Below are 18430 nucleotides of genomic sequence, written 5' to 3'. Positions count from 1 at the left end.
AGGGCTATCTTACAGCAGGGTCGCCAAGGGTGCAGGACCGGGACAATCCTGCTGCGGGCCGCATCAGCCCACGGCCGTCAGCCGCCGCATCACCCACTCCACGGGCCCCTGCGCCACCTTCTTGCTCCAGGCCCAGGCGGCCAGGCTGGCGATGATCACGTACAGCGCGGCGGCCACGGCCACTTCGCGCAGGCTGCGTGATCCGTCCAGCGCGCCCATGGCCTCCAGCAGGCCCATGCCGATGAGGATGTGTGCCAGGTACAGGGTCAGCGTCATGCGCCCGGCCGGCAGCAGGCCGCGCCACGGTCCAGCGGGCCAGCGGTCGGCCAGCCGCAGGCAGGCGCCTATGGCAATGCTGGCGCAGCCCAGGCCCATCAGCAGGTAGGCTGGGCCGGGCGGCATGGGGCCGGTGGCCAGCCAGGGAGCCCATTCACTCTGTGCCGCAAGTGCCGAGACGGCGCAGGCCAAGCCCACCATCGCTACACCAGAAGCCACCAGGCCCCATTGCACGCGCGGCTCGGCCAGCGGCAGGCGTGCCAGCAGCATGCCGCAGAGGAAGAACGCAAACCAGGGCAGCACCGGATGGAAGCCGTTGAACAGCAGGTTGCGCGCAAAGCCGGCCGGCTCCCACAGGCCCTGGTAGGACAGGCTGGCCCAGTCCCAGCCCTGGCTGTAGTCCAGCTGCAGCAAGGCCCAGGCGGACAGCGCGGCCACGGCCGCCATGCCGGCCAGCAGCGCCCGTGCGCCGGCCTGCAGCCAGGCGATGGCCAGCACGAAATACACCGCGTAGTAGTGGATGATGTCGGCCGGAAAGATCAGCAGGTTCATCCAGCCGGCCACCAGCAGGAACAGCGCGCGGCGCAGCGTCCAGGTGCGCGCCGTGGCGGGCTCCAGCGAGCGCGTGGCCAGCACCAGGCCCAGGCCCGCCAGCACCACGAAGGTGGCCGAGGCCTTGCCCTCCAGGAAATGGAAGAACGACAGCAGCCAGCCCGGCTCCTGCAGCGCGGGATGCATGGCCTGCTTGAAGTTGACGAACACCATGCCCGCCAGCGCCAGGTAGCGCGCCAGGTCCAGCCCCGCCAGGCGGGCGCCCCTGCCGGTGGCGTGCCTCATGTCGCGTCTCCCCGTGCCTCGCCTCCCAGAAGGCAGGCCAGCAAGGCGGGATGCAGCACATCGACCCCTTCATCCGCCCCCGCGTCTTCTTGCGGCGTCACCGCCAGCGCAAAGCGCAGGGCATCGCTTTCCACGGCGTCCAGCAGCAGTTGGGCGGCCAGGCGCACGGGCACGGCGGGCCGCAAGAGGCCCTGCTGCGCCCCGCGCTCCATGAAGCCTGCCAGGCCGTCGAGCATGCGCCTGCGGTTGGCCTCGAAGGCCGGCGCCAGCCCGGGCGAACGCGCAATCTCGGACAGGCATTCGGCGCTGAGCACGGCCCATTCCCGCTGGCGGCACAGCGCCTGGTAGGCGGCCAGGAATTGCGCCACCACAGGCAGCGAAGGGGCTGCTGCCTGCTCCAGCGCCTGCAGCAAGGGCAGCAGCTCGGTCTGCTCCTGCGTGGCGACCTCGGCAATCAAGGCCTGCTTGCTGTCGAAGTGGTTGTACAGATTGCCCAGGCTCACCGACGCCATCTGCGCTATGTCGCGCATGCTGGTGCAGTGAAAGCCGCGCTCCACGAAGCACTGCAGGGCCGCCTCAACGATGAGGGCCCGGCGCTCGCTGATGTCTTCCTTCTTTTTCATGCCTCGAATAATGAACGAACGTTCATTCATAGTCAATACCAGGCCTGCCATCAAGGTCGCATGGCACGGCACGACATGGAAATGGCGCTTCGGGCGGCGGAACTATCCACCGCCCCCGCAGTCGAACGGCCTTCGCTGGAGATCTCAACGCATAACAGCCCGGCCCACACTCCATCGTTGCCGATGGAGCCACTGCCTGAACAGGCAAAGGTGAAACTGTCATGCAATGTCCCGCCTGCCGAGATGCCACGCTCATCATCTCCGAGCGCCAGAACATAGAGATCGACTACTGCCCCCAATGCCGCGGCGTCTGGCTGGACCGCGGAGAACTGGACAAGCTCATCGAGCGCTCCGCCGCCCAGGCACCCGCAGCGCCAGCAGCCTATGAACGCCCGCAGGAACGGCGCGCGGGCCCTGACGGATCCCATGACCGGCGCGAGCACTCCAGCCACGATGGCTACCGCCGCAAGAAGCGCGAAGGCTTTCTCTCCGATCTTTTCGACTTCTAGCACCAGGGCAAGTCCGCTGCGCCGGCATCGGGACATGGCAGCCGCGCCCCACTATGATTCGGCTTTCAGCTCCTTGTCCCCATGCCCCGCGCCCGCACACCCAAGCCCGTCCCTGCCGAAGAGAACACGGCCCCGTCCAGCACTGCAGCGCCGGGGCCGTCCATCGACGCCTCCTTCCTGCACACCCTGGTGGGCTACAACGCCCGGCGTGCCTCGCTGTCCATCATCGAAGTCTTCGTGGAGCGCATGGCCACCCACGATCTCAAGATGGTGGAGTTCTCCGTGCTCTCCCTGGTGTCCCACAACCCCGGCATCACCTCGCGCCAGCTGTGCGCGGCGCTGGATGTGATGCCGCCCAACCTGGTGGGCCTGATCGCAGCGCTGGAGCGCCGCAAGCTGATCGAGCGGCGCACCCACCCCACCGACCGCCGCGCCGTGGGCGTGCACCTGACGCCGGCTGGCGCCGAACTCACGGCCCGGGCGGAAAGAACGGCGGCGGAATTGGAAATGGATGCCACCTACCGCCTGACCGACGCCGAGCGCAGGACGCTGATCCAGCTGCTGCAGAAGATCTACAACTGAGCGCGCTCAGTCCGCCTTCTCCGCTGCCGGCTGCTCCAGCCCCAGCAGCCGCACCGCGTTGCCCTTGAGGATGCCGGGCATCACCTCGGGCTTGAAGCCGGCTTCCTGGAAATCCTTCATCCAGCGCTCGGGCGTGATCAGCGGATAGTCGCTGCCGAAGAGCACGCGGTCCTTGAGCAGGGTGTTGGCGTACTGCACCAGCTGCCGGGGAAAGTACTTGGGGCTCCAGCCCGACAGATCGATCCAGACATTGGGCTTGTGCAGGGCCACGGACAAGGCCTCGTCCTGCCAGGGAAAGCTGGGGTGGGCCATCACGATCTGCATGTCGGGGAAGTCGATGGCCACATCGTCCAGGTGCATGGGGTTGCTGTAGGCCAGGCGCAGGCCGCCGCCGCAGCGCATGCCGCTGCCAATGCCGCTGTGGCCCGTGTGGAAGATGGCCGGCAGCTTGTGCTCGGCGACCACCTCGTAGATCGGCCAGGCCATGCGGTCGTAGGGATGGAAGCCCTGCACCGTGGGATGGAACTTGAAGCCCCTGACGCCCTCTTCCTCGATCAGCCGCCGCGCCTCGCGCGCACCCATGCGGCCCTTGTGCGGATCGATGCTGGCGAAGGCCACCATCATGTCGCTGTTGGCCCGCGCGGCCTCGGCGATCTCCTCGTTGGGAATGCGGCGCCGGCCCAGCTGCGACTCGCTGTCCACCGTGAACATCACCAGGCCCAGGTTGCGCTCGCGGTAGTAGGCCACGGTCTCGGCGATGGTCGGTCGGCGGCCGTTGCCGAAGTACCTGTCGGCGGCACGGTCATATTCCTCGCCGTAGTTGTCGAACGGGTTCCAGCAGCTCACCTCGGCGTGCGTGTGGATGTCGATGGCAATCAGTTTTTCGTGGTCCATGTCTGTCTCCTGTGCGGCCTGCTGCCTGCCCCGGCATCAAGGGGAAGTCCCAATAAGAATTTTGCAAAGGCCGCTTGAATTGGTTATTAAATATAACCAAAATCGCGGCCATCAGAAAGCGATGCGGAAGCGGGCAACGGCTGCCACGCAACGGTTTCGCGCTGAGGCTTCACACCACCTTCCGAGGAGACAGACATGGACAGAAAGATCCACAAGACCCGTTCCCGCGCCTTGCCGGTCACGCTGGCCGCCGCCCTTCCCGCCCTGTTGCTGGCCGCCTGCGGCGGCTCGAACGACGGCATTTCCCAACTGGCCGAGGCCCGCCCGGCAAGCCTGCTGTCGTGCAACGACCTGGCGGCCAAGATCTCTTTTCCCAACACCCGCATCACCGCCGCCGAGACCGTGGCTGCCGGCACGCTGACGGTGGCAGGCAAGCCCATTGCCGAGCACTGCCGCGTGACCGGCCGCATGCACGAGCGCGTCAGCACCGTCGACGGCCAGAGCTACGCCGTGGGCTTCGAGATGCGCCTGCCGCGCGACTGGAACGGGCGCTTTTTCTACCAGGCCAACGGCGGCCTGGACGGCAGCGTGAGCACGGCCGTGGGCGCACTGGGCGGCGGGCCGCTGGGCAATGCGCTGCAGATGGGCTTTGCCGTGCTCAGCTCCGATGCGGGCCATGCAGGCAGCCTGGGCCCCTTCTTCGGCCTGGACCCGCAGGCGCGGCTGGACTACGGCTACCAGGCCGTGGGCAAGCTCACGCCCATGGCGCGCAGCGCGCTGCAGACGGCCTATGGCAAGGGCCCGGACCGCTCCTACCTGGGCGGCTGCTCCAACGGCGGGCGCCACGCCATGGTGGCGGCCTCGCGCTATGCCGACCAGTACGACGGCATCATTGCCGGCAACCCCGGCACGCGCCTGCCGCTGGCGGCCATTGCCAACATTGCCGGTGCCCAGGGCTACGCCCGGCTGGCCACCACGCCCGCCGACCTGGGCACGGGCTTCACCCAGGCAGAGCGCCGCCTGGTCAGCCAGGCCGTGCTGGCCCGGTGCGATGCGCTGGACGGCGCCACCGACGGCATGGTGCAGGCCGGCGCAGCCTGCCAGGCGAGCTTCGACCTGTCGCGCGACGTGCCCACCTGCGGCGGCGCGCGCGACGGCAGCTGCCTCAGCGCCGAGCAAAAGAGCACCATTGCCGGCCTGTTCAAGGGCGCAGCCACCAGCGGCGGCAGCCGCATCTACAGCAGCTTCCCGTATGACGCGGGGCTGGATACGGCCGGCTGGGCCGGCTGGAAATTCTCCAACTCGCTGAACCTGGACACCGGCGCCGTGGGCCTGGTCTGGCAGGCGCCACCCGAGAACCCCACCACCTTCAACGGCCCGCAGTTCGCGCTGACAGGCAGCGTGGACAGCATGCTGGCCAAGGTCCAGGCCACGACGGCGCTGTACACCGAAAGCGCGCTGTCCTTCATGCTCCCGCCCGACTACGGCAAGCTGCCCGTGCTGCGCAACCGGGGCGCCAAGCTCATGGTCTACCACGGCACGGCCGACCCCATCTTCTCCAGCGACGACACCGTGCAGTGGTACGACACGCTGCGCCGCAACCATGGCGACGCAGCCGACTTCGCCCGCCTGTACCTGGTGCCCGGCATGAACCACTGCAGCGGCGGCCCGGCCACCGAGCAGTTCGACATGCTCAGCTCCCTCGTGGCCTGGGTGGAGAAAGGCCAGGCCCCAGACCGCGTGATCGCCAGTGCGCGCGGCGCAGGCAACGCGGGCGGCGTCAACGCCGACCTGCCCGCCACCTGGTCGCCCACGCGCACCCGGCCGCTGTGCCCCCATCCGCTGGCCGCCCACTACAACGGCAGCGGCGACATGGAAAGCGCTGCCAGCTTCAGCTGCCGCTGACCATGCACTGAAGGCGGGCGGCGCCTGAACGGTCTCCTGAACGGCACGCCCCCTCCGCCCTCATCCACCCCTTGTCCGCAGTCCCGCCCCTCGGCGGGGCCGGGCACCGCTGCGCCTGAAAAAAGGCGCGCGGACACCCACGCCAAGACGGCAACGATTTTTCAAACCAGAGGAGACATCACCATGCAAAAAACCCCTTCCACACTGACCCTGGCGGCCGCCGCCGTGCTGGCCCTGGCCGGCTCCAGCACCAGCTTCGGCGCCTTCGCGCAAGGCACCTCCAGCGTCACGCTCTACGGCATCGTCGATGTGGGCGTGGAGCACATGAACAATGTGGCGGCGGGCGGTGGTCTCAGCCGCATGCCATCGACCACCAGCCTGGTGCCCTCGCGCTGGGGCCTGCGCGGCAGCGAGGACCTGGGCGGCGGTCTCAAGGCCATCTACACGCTGGAGTCGGGCTTTGCGCCCGACCAGGGCACCTTCAACCAGGGCGGGCGCGGCTTCGGGCGCCAAAGCTGGGTGGGACTGGGCGGCAACTGGGGCAGCCTGACCATGGGCCGCCAGAACTCCATGCTGTTCTGGTCGCTGCTGGACTCGGACATCATCGGCCCGGCCGTGTTCGCCATGGGCTCGCTCGATGCCTACATCCCCAACTCGCGCGCCGACAACATGCTGGCCTGGCGCGGCAACTTCGGCGGCCTGGCACTGGGCGCGGGCTACAGCTTCGGGCGCGATGCCGTCAACGCAGGCCCCAGCCCCGCCGGCACCAACTGCCCGGGCGAGAGCGGATCGGACACGCAGGCCTGCCGCCAGTGGTCGCTGTACGCCAAGTACGACACGCCGGCCTGGGGCGTGGCGCTGGGCTACGAACAGCAAAACGGCCGCACGCCGGCCTCGTCCACCGACCCGGTGTTCGGTGGCATGACCTCCAGCGCCAAGCATGACGAGCGGCTGCACCTGGGCGGCTACTTCAAGCTGGCCGGCGTGAAGGTCGGCGGCGGCCTGCTGCGCCGCGACAACGATGGCGACGCCGTCAAGCCGCGCAGCAACCTCTGGTACGTGGGCGCCTCGTACCCGGTCACCGAGGCGCTGGTGCTCGAAACCCAGTGGCTGACGCTGCGCTACCGCGGCGTCTCGGGCTACGACTCCGACCTGCTGGTGGCACGCGCCATCTACAACCTGTCCAAGCGCACGGCGGTCTACACCCAGCTCGGCCACATACGCAACGACCGCCTGGCCACCGTCTCGGTCAGCGGCGGCGCCCCGGGCAGCAACACCGCGCCGGGCCGCTCGCAGACCGGCATCAACGTCGGCATCCGCCACATGTTCTGAGCCTGTTCTTTCCAGCTTTTCCTTTTTTCGATTTCACCAGGAGACATCCATGCAGATGCATCGCCGTCATTTCGTCCAGGCCCTGGGCAGCGCCGCCGCCCTGGGGTCGCTGTCGCCACTGCAGGCCCTGGCCCAGGCACTGGACCAGGTCAAGATCATGTACGGCTTCCCGGCAGGCAGCTCGGGCGACAGCGTGGCCCGCCGCGTGGCCGAGCGGCTGGGCGGCACGCCCTACAGCAAAGGGCCGGGCTTTGTGGAAAACAAGCCCGGCGCCGGTGGCCGCATCGCGGTGGAGGCCCTGAAGAACGCCCCGCCCAACGGCTCGGTGCTGGCGCTGGCGCCCGTGTCGGCCTTCTCGGTCTACCCGCACATCTACCCCAAGCTGACCTACAAGCCCGAGGATGCGATCCCCGTCTCCATCGGCGCCGTCATCTACCACGGCCTGGCCGTGGGGCCTGCCGTGCCGGCCGAGGTCAAGACCCTCAAGGACTTCCTGGCCTGGGCCAAGGCCCACCCCGACCGGGCCAACTTCGGCTCGCCGGGCGCGGGCTCCATGCCGCACCTGCTGGGCGCGCTGCTGAGCCTGCGCTCGGGGGTGGAACTCAAGCACGCGCCCTATCGCGGCACCGTGCCCAGCATCACCGACCTGGTGGGCGGCCAGGTCGCGGCCACCATGAACCCCAGCGGCGACTACCTGCAGTACCTGAAGGCCGGCCGCCTGCGCGTGCTGGCCACCTCGGGCAAGCAGCGCTCGCCCTTCCTGCCCGACGTGCCCACCTTTGCCGAACTGGGCTTTCCCGATGTCACGGTGGAGGAATGGTTCGGCTTCTACGCCCCCGCCAAGACGCCGGCCACCACCATTGCCAACGCCAACGCGGCCATCACGGCCGCGCTCAAGGACAAGGCCGTGATCGACGGGCTGGCCGCCCTGGGCCTGCTGGCGCGCGGCAGCACGCAGCAGGAGATGGCGGCCGACCAGCAGGCCGAGCTCGAGCGCTGGAGTTCGCTGGTCAAGCAGATCGGGTTCACGGGCGAGTCCTGATCAGTCGGCGGCAGGCCCATTCCCCTTCACGGGACAAGGCCACACTCATGCAACAAATAATGTTGCATGAAACAGAACAGCCAATTCTCGGACGTCCTCCATGTGCTGCTGCACATGGCCGAGGGCGATGGACCTGCCACCTCCGACATGCTCGCCGCCGCGCTGCAGACCAACCCGGTCGTGCTGCGCCGGCTGATGGCGGGCCTGCGCGATGCAGGCCTTGTCACCTCCGCCAAGGGCCATGGCGGGGGCTGGGTGCTTTCTTGCGAACTGGACCGCACCACGCTGCGCGACGTGCATGAGGCCCTGGGCGCGCCCGGCCTGGTGGCGCTGGGCTTCCGGGAAGACCGGCCCGAATGCCTGGTCGCCCAGGCCGTGAACGAAGCCCTGAGCAACGCCGTGCAGCAGGCCGAGGCCGCCCTGCTCGCACGCCTGGGCACGGTGACGCTGGCTGCCCTGTCCCACGACTTCCACGCCCGCCTGGCCCGCCATCGCGCAGCGGGCGGCCAGGGCTGGCACCAACTGCAGGAGCACTCGCATGAAACACGTTGATTTCGCCGTCATCGGCGGCAGCTATGCCGGCCTGTCCGCCGCGCTGCAACTGGCGCGTGCGCGCCGCCAGGTGCTGGTGGTCGATGCCGGGCTGCGGCGCAACCGCTTCGTGGACCAGGCCGGCGAGACATCGCACGGCTTTCTCACCCAGGATGGCGTGGCCCCCGCCCAGATCGCCGCCCAGGCCCGGCAGCAGCTGATGGCCTATCCCACCGTGCAGTGGCTGGACGGCACGGCCGAGGACGCCCGCGTGGCGCCCGATGGCCGGCTGGAGTTCCGTGCAGCGGGCACGGCCATCAGCGCCGCCCGCCTCGTCCTGGCGCCGGGCGTGCATGACAGCCTGCCGCCCGTGCCGGGACTGGCCGAGCGCTGGGGCCGCAGCGTCTTTCACTGCCCGTACTGCCACGGCTACGAGATGAATGCGGGCCGCATCGGCATCATCGCCAGCTCGGCCCTGGCCCACCACCACGCCGTCATGCTGCCGGACTGGGGCCAGACCACGCTGCTGCTCAACGGCGCCTACACGCCCGGCGCCGAAGAGCTTTCCACCCTTGCGCGCCGGGGCACCCAGGTGGAGTCCACGCCCATCGCCCGCCTGGAAGGCCGGGCCGACGTGGTGCTGCAGGATGGCCGCCGCCTGGTGATGGACGGCCTGTTCACCCAGCCGCGCACCCGCATCGCCAGCCCCGTGGCCGAGCAACTGGGATGTGCCCTGGAAGAAGGCCCCATGGGGCCCTTCATCAAAGTGGCAGAAGGCCAGGCGACCAGCGTCCCCAACGTGTTCGCCTGCGGCGACGCGGCCCGCGCAGCCGGCAACGTGGCCATGGCGGTGAGCGATGGCGCCATGGCAGGCATTGGCGCGCACCGGTCGATGATGGGGTGGTGATGGTGTGGTGATGAGGTGGTGATGGGGGGGCGGGCCTTGGGCCCGTGCATGGACGCAGATCAACTGCCCGCCGGACGATGCGTGGATACAACAACTTCCCATGCTAACTAAATCCGAAAATATAATTAAGACTGATTCTCATTGACATCTACAACATCAAGAGTCCAGTCCATGCACACCACCAACGGCCGCACGCTGCGGTTCAACTCCATTGTTCTGGCCATGCTGGCCGCCGGCGCCGGGTCCACGGCGATCGCACAGGATGCAGCGCAGGCGCCGACCGCAACGACGCCGACGCTGTCGCAGATCGACGTGCGCGACAAGTACGAGCGCGAGGACCTGCCCACGCTGGCACCGGGGCGCAAGGCCGCCAAGGGTGCACGCCTGGGCATCCTGGGCGCCACCTCCATCGTGGACGCGCCGGTGCATGTCAACGCCTACACCCGCGAGCTGGCCGAGGACTGGTCCGCCCTGTCGCTGCAGGATGTGCTGGAAAACGATGCGGCCGTGGTCTTCACCACCAACAAGGGACACCTGCTGCAGAACTTCAACCTGCGCGGCCTGGATGTGACGGCCATGGACATCGCCACCAACGGCCTGTACGGCGTGGCGCCGGCCAATTCGGTGCCCATCGAGATGTTCGAGCGCGTGGAGGTGATGCGCGGCCCCAACGTGCTGCTGTCGGGCATGCCGCCTCTGGCCAGCGTGGCCGGCTCCGTGAACATGGTCACCAAGCGCGCGCTGGCCCAGCCCATGGCCGACCTGACGGCCACCTACGTCTCGGACTCCTACCTGCAGATGCATGCCGACGTGGGCAGGCGCTTCGGCCCCGAGCAGCGGCTGGGCCTGCGCTTCAACGGCGTCTACGGCTCGGGCGACATGGGCGCCAGGGACGAGAGCCAGAAGCGCCGCGTGGGCGCCCTGGGCCTGGACTACCTGGGCGACAGGGCCCGCTTCTCGCTGGACCTGTACAACAGCATCACCAAGATCGACGGCGGCAGCCCGGGCATGTTCAGCTTCCTGGGCAGCGCGGCCATTCCCGGCGTGGGCCGGCTGCTGGCACCGCCCGGCGGCGACGTGAACATGTTCCGCGGCACCCACGGCCAGTACGACAACAGCGGCCTGCTGGCGCGTGCCGAGGTGGACTTCACGCAGAACTGGCAGGGCTATTTCGCCTTCGGCGCCTCCGAGGCGCAGGGCAAGGGCCTGCTGTTCGGCACCCGCGCCATCGTCACGGGCCTGGACGGCACCACGCGCGGCGCCATCTACAACGTGCACACCGAATCCGAGCGCCGCACGGCCGAGGCCGGCGTCATCGGCAAGTTGAATACGGGCAGCGTGCAGCACCGTCTGCAACTGTCGTTCAACATCCTCAAGCACAAGGAAGGCACCTACAACACGGCCTGCAACTACTGCTACACCACCAACATGTACGAGCCGACGACGCCCACCTTCCCGGGCGCGCCGCAGTGGAAGGGCTACACCACCGAGAACGAATTCCGCTCGCTGGCCCTGGCCGACGTGATGAGCTTCGCCAACGACAAGGTGCTGCTGACGCTGGGCGCACGCCACCAGACGGTGAAGACGCCGCTGGTCAACGGCGTGTCGTCCAACTACAGCAAGAGCCGCGTCTCGCCCATGGCCGGCCTGGTCGTGCGGCCCTGGGGTGACAACGTCTCGCTGTATGCCAACTACACCGAAGGCCTGGAGCCCGGCCGCACCGTGGGCGCGGGCTTTGCAAACACCGGCGAGACCCTGGCGCCCATGCAGACCAAGCAGGGCGAGGTGGGCGTGAAGCTGCAGGCGGGCCAGACCACGCACACGCTGAGCGCCTTCCGCATCGAAAAGCCGTCCATCATCACCAACGGCGGCAATGCCCAGGTGCTCGATGGCGAGCAGCGCCTCAAGGGCCTGGAGTGGAGCGCCTTCGGCAAGCTCACGCAGACGCTGTCGCTGCTGGGCGGGGTGGAGTACATCAAGTCGCGCCAGATCAACTCCGGCCGTGAGAACTACGGCGTGCCCAAGCTGCGCGCGCGCATCGGCATCGACTGGGAGACGCCCGTGCAGGGCCTGTCGTTCGGCGGCCGCGTGCTGTACACCGGCTCGCAGTGGGTGGACTCCGGCAACAAGCTGCGCGCCCCGGCCTGGAACCGCTTCGACCTGATGGCCAAGTACGAGACCAGGTTCGGCGCCACGCCCGTGCGCTTCAATGCCAGCGTGGAGAACGTGACGGACAAGAACTACTGGATCGGCATGTTCACCGACGGCTTCGTCATGCCCGGCGCACCGCGCACCTTCAGGCTGTCGGCGACCGTGTCGTTCTGACCGCCTGACGCCTTGCAGGCCAACCGGCGGGGCGCATGTGTCCCGCCGGGTCTTTTGCTTCCCACGATCGAATTTCCATGCCGTTCTTCACCGTCGCCGGCCTGCTTGCCACCTCGCTGGCCTGCCTGTGCATCTATGCGGCCTCGCCCAACCAGAGGCTGTGGGCGGCCGCCTGGCCGCGCTGGCCTGCCCGGCTCACGAGCGTTGCCCTGCTCGCCGCCGGCTGGCTGGCGTTCGCCCAGGACATGCGGGCGCTGGCCGCCACCTTCACCTGGCTCACCCTGCTGATGCTGGCCTTCGCCCTGCTGCCCTATATCGGAGCGCTGTTCCATGGCCGACGCACACCCTGAGGCCCGCCCGCGCAAGCCGGTCCCCATCCGGCCGGACTGGATCTCCAAGACCCTGGCCGGCCTGCTGCTCGGCCCGGGCCTGGCGATCAGTGCCAGCGGCCTGCTGGCCGCCCTGCTGCACGACATGCCGCTGGCGGTGAGCGGGCAGCTGGTCATGTGGCTGGTGCCGCCGGTCTGGCTGCTGGTGCAGTCCCTGGTGTATTTCTTCTCCAGCGGCCTGCGCGCCTGGGCCTGGCTGGGCGGGGCCAACGCGCTGGCCCTGGCCGCATGGTGGCTGGTACGCGCCGCAACGCAGGGCAGCGTGGGAGCCGTGTCATGAGAGCCGACTACATCCGCATCTACAAATCCGTCCATACCTGGACGGGCATCCTCAGCGGCATGGCGCTGTTCATTGCCTTCTATGCCGGCGCGCTGACGGTGTTCAAGGAGCCCATCCGGCGATGGTCCACGCCGCCGGCCGCCGTGGTGCAGGCCGTGCCCATGGACGAGGTGCAGCCGCTGATCGCCCGGACCCTGGCCAGCACGCCGGCGGCCGCGCGCGGCGCCATCGTGCAGCTGCAGGGCGACAACGCCATACCGCGCCTGCAATGGCAGGTGCGCGATCCCAAGGCCGACGACCATGACGAAAGCGCCGTACGCCACTACACGGCACGGCTCGCGGCCGACGGCAGCGTACAAGTCGATGAGCAGCGTCCGTCCCGCCTGGTGGAGTTCATCGACGTGCTGCACCGCGTGGTCGGCCTGCCCGTGGACTCGGACCCCAACCGCTGGATCATGGGAGCGATCTCGGCCCTGTACTTCCTGGCCCTGGTGTCGGGCGTGGTGATCCTGCTGCCCTCGCTGGTCAAGGACTTCTTCGCCCTGCGCGTGGGCAGGAACCTCAAGCGCATGTGGCTGGACGCGCACAACGTGGTGGGCATCGTCAGTCTGCCCTTTCACATCGTCATGGCCTTGAGCGCCGTGGTCTTCGCCTACCACGACCAGATCTTCGAGGTGCAGGACAGGCTGATCCACGAAGGCCAATGGGCCCAGACCTTTGCGCGCCCATCGGGCAAGGCCCCGGATGCGCCCGCGCGCAACCCGGCCGACATGCTCAAGCCCTCGCAGCTGGTGGAGATCGTCAAGGCCGCCGCGCCCGGCTTCGAGCCCGAAAGACTGCAGTACGCCCAGGTCACCGGCCCCAGGCCCACCGTGCGCGTCTGGGGCAGGAATCCCCAGGCCGTATCGCCGCGCGCCGTGGGTGGCTTTGCCATGCTCGATCCCTACAGCGGAAAGCTGCTCTCGGCCGACTACCTCTCGGGCGGGCAGAGCACGCCCAACCTGTTCATCAGCAGCTTCTTCGCGCTGCACATGGCCTCGTTCGGCGGACTCGCGGTCTGGTGGCTGTACTTCCTGCTGGGCCTGGCGGGCGCGTGGCTGTTCTACGGCGGCAATCTGCTGTGGGTGGAGACGCGGCGCAAGGCCCAGCGCAAGGGCGCAGACATGCCCGTGCAGCGGCGCGACACGGCCCTCATGGCCTCGGCCACCGTCGGCGTCTGCCTGGGCTGCGTGGCCGGCATTTCCGCCACCATTGCCGCCGCCAAGTGGCTGCCGGGCCGCGTCGATGACCTGGCCGCATGGCACATGGGCATCTACTACGCCGTGTTCTTCACCAGCATGGCCTGGGCCTTCGTGCGCGGCGCGGCGCGCGCGGCCCCGGCCTTGCTGTGGCTGGCCGCCGCCTGCACGGCCGCGATCGCGCTGTCATCGCTGCTGGGCTGGCTGGCGCCAGGCACCGGCGCGTGGGTGGACACCTCGCTGATCGGCCTGGACCTGACGGCCGCGGCCGGCGTGCTGGCCCTGGCCTGGATGGCGCGTGCCACGGCACGGCGCACGCGCAGCGGCCCGCAGGACAGCGTGTGGTCCGCGCCGCGCGACAGGCTGGCGCCTCAGGACACCAAGGACTCACCGGCACCGGCCAGCTGAGCTGGCCGGCACGCCATGGGAGTGCGCAGGTGGGCCGGTTGCCTGGTGGGCCGGCCCATCCCCTGCTGCCGGGTCTATCCGAAAACGGCGCCGCCCGCATCCAGCGAGGGTGGGCGCAGGAGATCGGCATTGACGCCCATGGCCTCGCTGGCCCGCTCCACGGCCTGCCACAGGGGGGCTGGCATCTGCAGTATTTCCTCGGGGGAGTTGGCGCGGGCAATCCAGTCGCTGATCTCAACGTGCTGCTCGGGGGTGAGCAGGTCCAGGTTCAGCATTTCGTCAATGGTCTTCATCGGGTGTCGGTCTGTCGCTCTTGTGCAGGAGATGTGCGGGAGATGTGCGGGAGATGTGCGGGAGATGTGCGGGAGAGGTGCGGAAAGGAAACGCCCGTGCATTGTCAGCGGTCCGCAGCAGGCAATCGCTGCAGCAGGGCATCGCGTGCGCGCAGGCCGGCATTGGGCTTTCGAGCCTGCTCATCCTGGATCAGCGTGGCGAACACCAGCCTGCGCTGGTCCTTGGTGGCCCAGCCCACATACCAGCCGTAGGCCCGGCTGGCATCGTAGCGGTTGTCGCTGCCGGGCGACCCGGTGCCGGTCTTGCCATGCACGGTCCAGCCGTCCACAGGCACGGGGTGCCGGGTGATGCGCGCAGTCATGTCGATGGCCTGACTGCTCACAGACAGTTCCCGGCGCACGATCTTGCGCATGAAGGCCACCTGCTCGGCCGCCGAGATGCGCAGCGAGGACACCACCCACGCGCCGTTGTGGCCGGGATGGGCCACGGCAACGGCGGAGACATCCTCGTTGCCGTACTGGAAGGCCCTCACGTAGGCGCCAAACCGCTGCTGGCCCAGCTCCCGCGCCACCTGCTGCGAGTACCAGAACACCGAGTCCTTCATCCAAGCCTGGGGCGTGATCTCTCGCCGCCAGGCATCGCCGCCCCAGTCCGGATACTCCAGTTGGTACGGCCACGCGGGCCGGGATTCGTCCTGCAGGATGCCGGCGTCATAGCCCATCAGGCTGATGGCGATCTTGAAGGTGGAGGCCGGCGTGACGCGCTCGGCACAGGCCGGGCCGCTGTGCACCAGGGACTGGCCCGTGTCGGCGTCGGCGACGATGGTGCACAGTTCGTGCGCGCAAGCGGGAAGGCAAAAAAATGCCGCCACGACCGTGGCAGCGGACCCAGGAAATCCATGCATGTGCTGTGTACTGTGTGCTGTCTGATGCAGTGTGAGTGTCTGGCGCGCGATCATAGATGCGCGCGCAGCATTCGCAGCGCCCATGCAGCAAACATCCCCACAGCGTCCTCGGCGGCCGCGTCAGGAACGCGCCGAGGGCAAGGGCAAGGGCTTAGGGCTCTAGCCTTTGAGGCCCTGAGGGCCAGTCAGCCAGCCTCCGCCTCCTGCAGCTGCCGCCACATCACCTTGCCGCTGCCGCTCTTGGGCAGGGCCTTGACGAACTGCACGATCTTGGGCGCCTTGTAGACGGCCATGTTCTCGCGGCACCACTGGATGATGTCCTCGGCCGTGGTGTCTTCCTTGCCGGCGCGCAGCACGACGACCGCCTTCACCGACTCGCCCCGGTAGGCGTCGCGCGTGGAGATCACGCAGGCTTCCTGGATGGCGGGGTGGCGGAACATCAGCGATTCGACCTCGGCCGGCCAGACCTTGAAGCCGCTGGCGTTGATCATGCGCTTGAGGCGGTCGGTGATGAAGTAGTAGCCGTCCTCGTCCACGTGGCCCAGGTCGCCGGTGCGAAAGAACCGCTTGCCGTCGATCTCCATGAAGACCTGGGCCGTGGCGTCGGGCCGCTTCCAGTAGCCGTCGAAGACCTCGGGGCCGTGGACGACGATTTCGCCCTGCTCGCCCTGCGGCACGTCGGCGCCGGTATCGGGGTCGATGACACGCGCCTCGGTGCTCATGAAGGGAATGCCCAGGCATTGCTGCTTTGGATGCTCGAACGGGTTGCTGTGCGTGGGTGCGGCCGTCTCGGTCAGGCCGTAGCCCTCGCTGAAGCGCAGGCCGTATTGCTCCAGCAGGCGCTGGGCCACGGCCTGGGGCATGGCCGCACCGCCGCCGCCGATGTACTTGAGGCTGGTGAGGTCGAATTGCGCAAAGTTGGGGCTGCCCAGCAGGTCGATGACCATGGTGGGGATGTTGGTCCAGTTGGTGACCTGGTAGCGCGAGATCAGCCGCCCGGCCAATTCGCGGTCCCAGCGCGGCATGACGACCACGGTGGCGCCCATGAAGATGGCCGTGTGCAGCACCGACACCATGCCCGTGATGTGGAACATGGGCACCACGGCCAGCACGACCGCCTCGCTGGTGCCGCTGCCCCAGTAGCTGCCCGCCACGGCGTTGTGGTTGATGGAGCGGTGCGGGTGCATGCAGCCCTTGGGATGGCCCGTGGTTCCGCTGGTGTAGGGCAGCACGGCCATGTCGTCGCGGCCCACCACATGGGGCGGCGCGGCGTCGGTACAGGCCAGGGCCTGCTGCCAGGTGTGGACGCTGCCGCCATCGAGCACGGCCGGCTCACGCCGGGTCAGCAGCCAGTCGTGCCACTGCACGGGCGGGGCGTCGTCGCCCTGCACCCCGGCATCGAAGGCGTCCGTGAACTGGGTGACGACCAGGTGCTCCAGCCGCTGGCCGGGCGCCAGCGCATTGCTGGCCTTGGCCAGCTCCGGGGCCAGGTCGGCCGTGGTGATGGCGACCTTGGCGTCGGCGTCGGTGATGTAGTGCCTGAGCTCCTCGGCCATGTTCATGGGATTGACCGGCACCACCACCGCATTGGCACGGAAGATGGCGTAGTGCGCCAGGATGAGTTGCGGCGTGTTCTGCATCAGCAAAATGACGCGGTCGCCGCGCTGCACGCCCAGGCCGTGCAGGTAGGCCGCCATGCGCTCCGTGCCCTCGCACAGCTCGCGGTAGCTGATGGAGCTGCCGAAGTAGCGGATGGCTGCCTTGTCCGGGTAGCGGCGCGCATTGACGGCCAGGTTGTCCCAGACGCTGGTGGCGGGCACGGTGATGGAATGGGGCAGGCGGCTGGGCCAGAAAGCGTGGTGCGCGGGCTGGGAGGACATGGGTGGATGGGCTTTGAAGTGTCGGTGAGTGGAAGGGACGGCGGCAATCCGCCTTGCCAGCGAGGCTAGGCCCACACCCGGTTCCCGGCATTGGGGAAGGCCCCAGGAGATCGTCGCCAAAGTGACGCTTGCGCGCCCATGGCATACCGATGCCACCGCAACTCGCCTTCTGCTTTCGCAAGCCGGCCACGGGCACGTCAAAAGTACGCCACAGGTACGATGGCGCCATGCCCTCCACGCCCGCCATGCCCCGCCTGTCCCGCCTGCAGCTGTCGCTGCGCGATCTGCTGGTCCGCCACCGCAGCGCGGCCCTGGCCACCCAGCCCGCCGACTCCCCTGCCCCCGGGGCTGGAGATGCACTGCCCGCTCCCCGGCTGTCCATGGTGCCCTGGGCCTGGAATGCGCAGTTTGGCTGCTTTGTGCTGCACGTGAGCGCACAGGCAGCGCACACGCGGGCCATGGAGCTGCACCCGGCCGTCAGCCTGCTGGTATGCGCGGCCGAAGTGGACGGCGAGGGGGTGCATGCACTGGAGCGCGTGGCCATCGAAGGCGTGGCCAGCACACCGCCGCCCGGCAGCGTGCTGGCCGATGGCGCGCGCGACAGCTATGTGCTGCGCTTCCCCGAAGCCGCGTTCATGACCGATCTGGGCGACTTCCGCTTTGTCTGCATCACGCCATCCATCGCCCGGCACGTGGCGGGCTTTGGCGCGGCGCGCGATGTGTCGGCCCATGACCTGATCGAAGCACTGAGCATCCCGGCCAACTGACTCACTCGCCCCGCACGTGGGCCGCGATCAGGGCGCCCGCCGCATCGCCCTGCCCCGCCACGCAGGCGCGCACATGGTCCTCCCACATCTGGCCCTGCTGCTCCACCTGGGCATGGACAAAGCGCCGCAGCATGCGCCGGGGATCGTCGCAGCGCTCATAGGCATAGGGATCGCCGCGCGCGCACAGCGCCTTGAACTGCAGCCAGGCGGCCTGCCGCGTGACGGGCATGCCCTGCAGGCGCTGCCACTGGTGCAGCAGCTCATGGGCAAAGATGCCTGCGATCTGCGGATGCACCAGGCGCAGCGGCTGGTGCGGATCGGACTGCGTGAAGAAGGCGCGCGGCATGAAGATGCGCCCGCCATTCATGGACAGCGCCCTGCGCGTATCGCCCAGGCGCCGCTGGTACAGGCGCAGGCGCGGCAGCAGCGCATCGAGCGAGGCGCCGAAATGCGTGCGCACAAAGGCCTGCTCCTGCGCATCCAGTGGCCGGCTCCAGAAGACCATGC

19 protein-coding genes are annotated in these 18430 nt (G+C 68.6%); 12 read left to right on the top strand and 7 right to left on the bottom strand.

Features of this window, described 5'->3' with window-relative positions:
• Positions 1-63: 63 nt before the first annotated feature.
• The gene (locus tag ACFPFG_RS30055; RefSeq protein ID WP_380109545.1) at positions 64-1113 is read right to left on the bottom strand and encodes a DUF418 domain-containing protein; all 1050 of its coding nucleotides are present in this window, start codon (positions 1111-1113) and stop codon (positions 64-66) included.
• Positions 1110-1736, bottom strand: coding sequence for a TetR/AcrR family transcriptional regulator (locus ACFPFG_RS30050; RefSeq protein ID WP_374617507.1), 627 nt, complete (start codon positions 1734-1736; stop codon positions 1110-1112). The genes ACFPFG_RS30055 and ACFPFG_RS30050 overlap by 4 nt, the downstream gene beginning before the upstream one ends.
• Positions 1737-1957: 221 nt before the next feature.
• On the opposite strand from ACFPFG_RS30050, the gene ACFPFG_RS30045 reads away from it, so the two are divergent.
• A complete protein-coding gene (locus ACFPFG_RS30045) occupies positions 1958-2245 on the top strand; it encodes a TFIIB-type zinc ribbon-containing protein (RefSeq protein ID WP_183021828.1) in 288 nt (95 codons plus the stop codon).
• Between the two features lie 81 nt (positions 2246-2326).
• Positions 2327-2827: a MarR family winged helix-turn-helix transcriptional regulator gene (locus ACFPFG_RS30040; protein WP_197955884.1), complete on the top strand. Its 501-nt coding sequence runs from the start codon at positions 2327-2329 to the stop codon at positions 2825-2827.
• Positions 2828-2833: 6 nt separating this feature from the next.
• Here ACFPFG_RS30040 and ACFPFG_RS30035 read toward each other — a convergent pair whose 3' ends face one another.
• A complete protein-coding gene (locus tag ACFPFG_RS30035; RefSeq protein ID WP_183021829.1) occupies positions 2834-3721 on the bottom strand; it encodes an amidohydrolase family protein in 888 nt (295 codons plus the stop codon).
• Positions 3722-3916: 195 nt separating this feature from the next.
• Here ACFPFG_RS30035 and ACFPFG_RS30030 point away from each other — a divergent pair, with 195 nt between their 5' ends.
• The 9 genes from ACFPFG_RS30030 (at position 3917) to ACFPFG_RS29990 (ending at position 14078) form a co-directional block, all read left to right on the top strand.
• A complete protein-coding gene (locus tag ACFPFG_RS30030) occupies positions 3917-5626 on the top strand; it encodes a tannase/feruloyl esterase family alpha/beta hydrolase (protein ID WP_183021830.1) in 1710 nt (569 codons plus the stop codon).
• 183 nt (positions 5627-5809) lie between these two features.
• Positions 5810-6958: a porin gene (locus ACFPFG_RS30025; protein WP_380109541.1), complete on the top strand. Its 1149-nt coding sequence runs from the start codon at positions 5810-5812 to the stop codon at positions 6956-6958.
• A gap of 49 nt (positions 6959-7007) precedes the next feature.
• A complete protein-coding gene (locus ACFPFG_RS30020; protein ID WP_183021832.1) occupies positions 7008-8000 on the top strand; it encodes a tripartite tricarboxylate transporter substrate-binding protein in 993 nt (330 codons plus the stop codon).
• A gap of 66 nt (positions 8001-8066) precedes the next feature.
• Complete coding sequence (locus ACFPFG_RS30015; RefSeq protein ID WP_380109538.1) at positions 8067-8552, top strand: Rrf2 family transcriptional regulator; 486 nt, start codon at positions 8067-8069, stop codon at positions 8550-8552.
• Entirely contained in the window at positions 8539-9438 is a 900-nt protein-coding gene (locus tag ACFPFG_RS30010) for an NAD(P)/FAD-dependent oxidoreductase (RefSeq protein ID WP_380109536.1), read from the top strand. The genes ACFPFG_RS30015 and ACFPFG_RS30010 overlap by 14 nt, the downstream gene beginning before the upstream one ends.
• A gap of 171 nt (positions 9439-9609) precedes the next feature.
• On the top strand, positions 9610-11763 hold the full coding sequence (locus ACFPFG_RS30005; protein WP_380109534.1) for a TonB-dependent receptor: 2154 nt from the start codon (positions 9610-9612) through the stop codon (positions 11761-11763).
• A 77-nt stretch (positions 11764-11840) separates the two neighbouring features.
• The gene (locus tag ACFPFG_RS30000; protein WP_183021835.1) at positions 11841-12113 is read left to right on the top strand and encodes a hypothetical protein; all 273 of its coding nucleotides are present in this window, start codon (positions 11841-11843) and stop codon (positions 12111-12113) included.
• Positions 12094-12432, top strand: coding sequence for a hypothetical protein (locus ACFPFG_RS29995; RefSeq protein WP_380109532.1), 339 nt, complete (start codon positions 12094-12096; stop codon positions 12430-12432). Before ACFPFG_RS30000 ends, ACFPFG_RS29995 begins: the two co-directional genes overlap by 20 nt.
• Complete coding sequence (locus ACFPFG_RS29990) at positions 12429-14078, top strand: PepSY-associated TM helix domain-containing protein (protein WP_183021837.1); 1650 nt, start codon at positions 12429-12431, stop codon at positions 14076-14078. Before ACFPFG_RS29995 ends, ACFPFG_RS29990 begins: the two co-directional genes overlap by 4 nt.
• A 74-nt stretch (positions 14079-14152) precedes the next feature.
• Here the strand turns inward: ACFPFG_RS29990 and ACFPFG_RS29985 are convergent, their stop codons facing one another.
• The 3 genes from ACFPFG_RS29985 to ACFPFG_RS29975 form a co-directional block, all read right to left on the bottom strand.
• Positions 14153-14371, bottom strand: a complete 219-nt coding sequence (locus ACFPFG_RS29985; RefSeq protein ID WP_012206342.1) for a hypothetical protein — start codon at positions 14369-14371, stop codon at positions 14153-14155.
• Positions 14372-14475: 104 nt separating this feature from the next.
• Positions 14476-15276 carry a class D beta-lactamase gene (gene blaOXA, locus ACFPFG_RS29980; RefSeq protein WP_380109529.1) on the bottom strand — a complete coding sequence of 267 codons (801 nt, stop codon included), beginning with the start codon at positions 15274-15276 and terminating at the stop codon, positions 14476-14478.
• Positions 15277-15461: 185 nt separating this feature from the next.
• The gene (locus tag ACFPFG_RS29975; RefSeq protein ID WP_380109527.1) at positions 15462-17156 is read right to left on the bottom strand and encodes a long-chain fatty acid--CoA ligase; all 1695 of its coding nucleotides are present in this window, start codon (positions 17154-17156) and stop codon (positions 15462-15464) included.
• A gap of 227 nt (positions 17157-17383) precedes the next feature.
• On the opposite strand from ACFPFG_RS29975, the gene ACFPFG_RS29970 reads away from it, so the two are divergent.
• Positions 17384-17923 carry a pyridoxamine 5'-phosphate oxidase gene (locus tag ACFPFG_RS29970; protein WP_380110359.1) on the top strand — a complete coding sequence of 180 codons (540 nt, stop codon included), beginning with the start codon at positions 17384-17386 and terminating at the stop codon, positions 17921-17923.
• Between the two features lies 1 nt (position 17924).
• Here the strand turns inward: ACFPFG_RS29970 and ACFPFG_RS29965 are convergent, their stop codons facing one another.
• Positions 17925-18428 carry a hypothetical protein gene (locus tag ACFPFG_RS29965; RefSeq protein WP_312379408.1) on the bottom strand — a complete coding sequence of 168 codons (504 nt, stop codon included), beginning with the start codon at positions 18426-18428 and terminating at the stop codon, positions 17925-17927.
• Positions 18429-18430: the final 2 nt, after the last annotated feature.

It is taken from the genome of Delftia deserti (genome assembly GCF_042653485.1).
GTDB classification, from domain to species: Bacteria; Pseudomonadota; Gammaproteobacteria; order Burkholderiales; family Burkholderiaceae_C; genus Comamonas; species Comamonas acidovorans.
The sequence above is the reverse complement of the archived record's forward strand: the minus strand, read 5'-3'. Positions and strand labels throughout refer to the sequence as shown.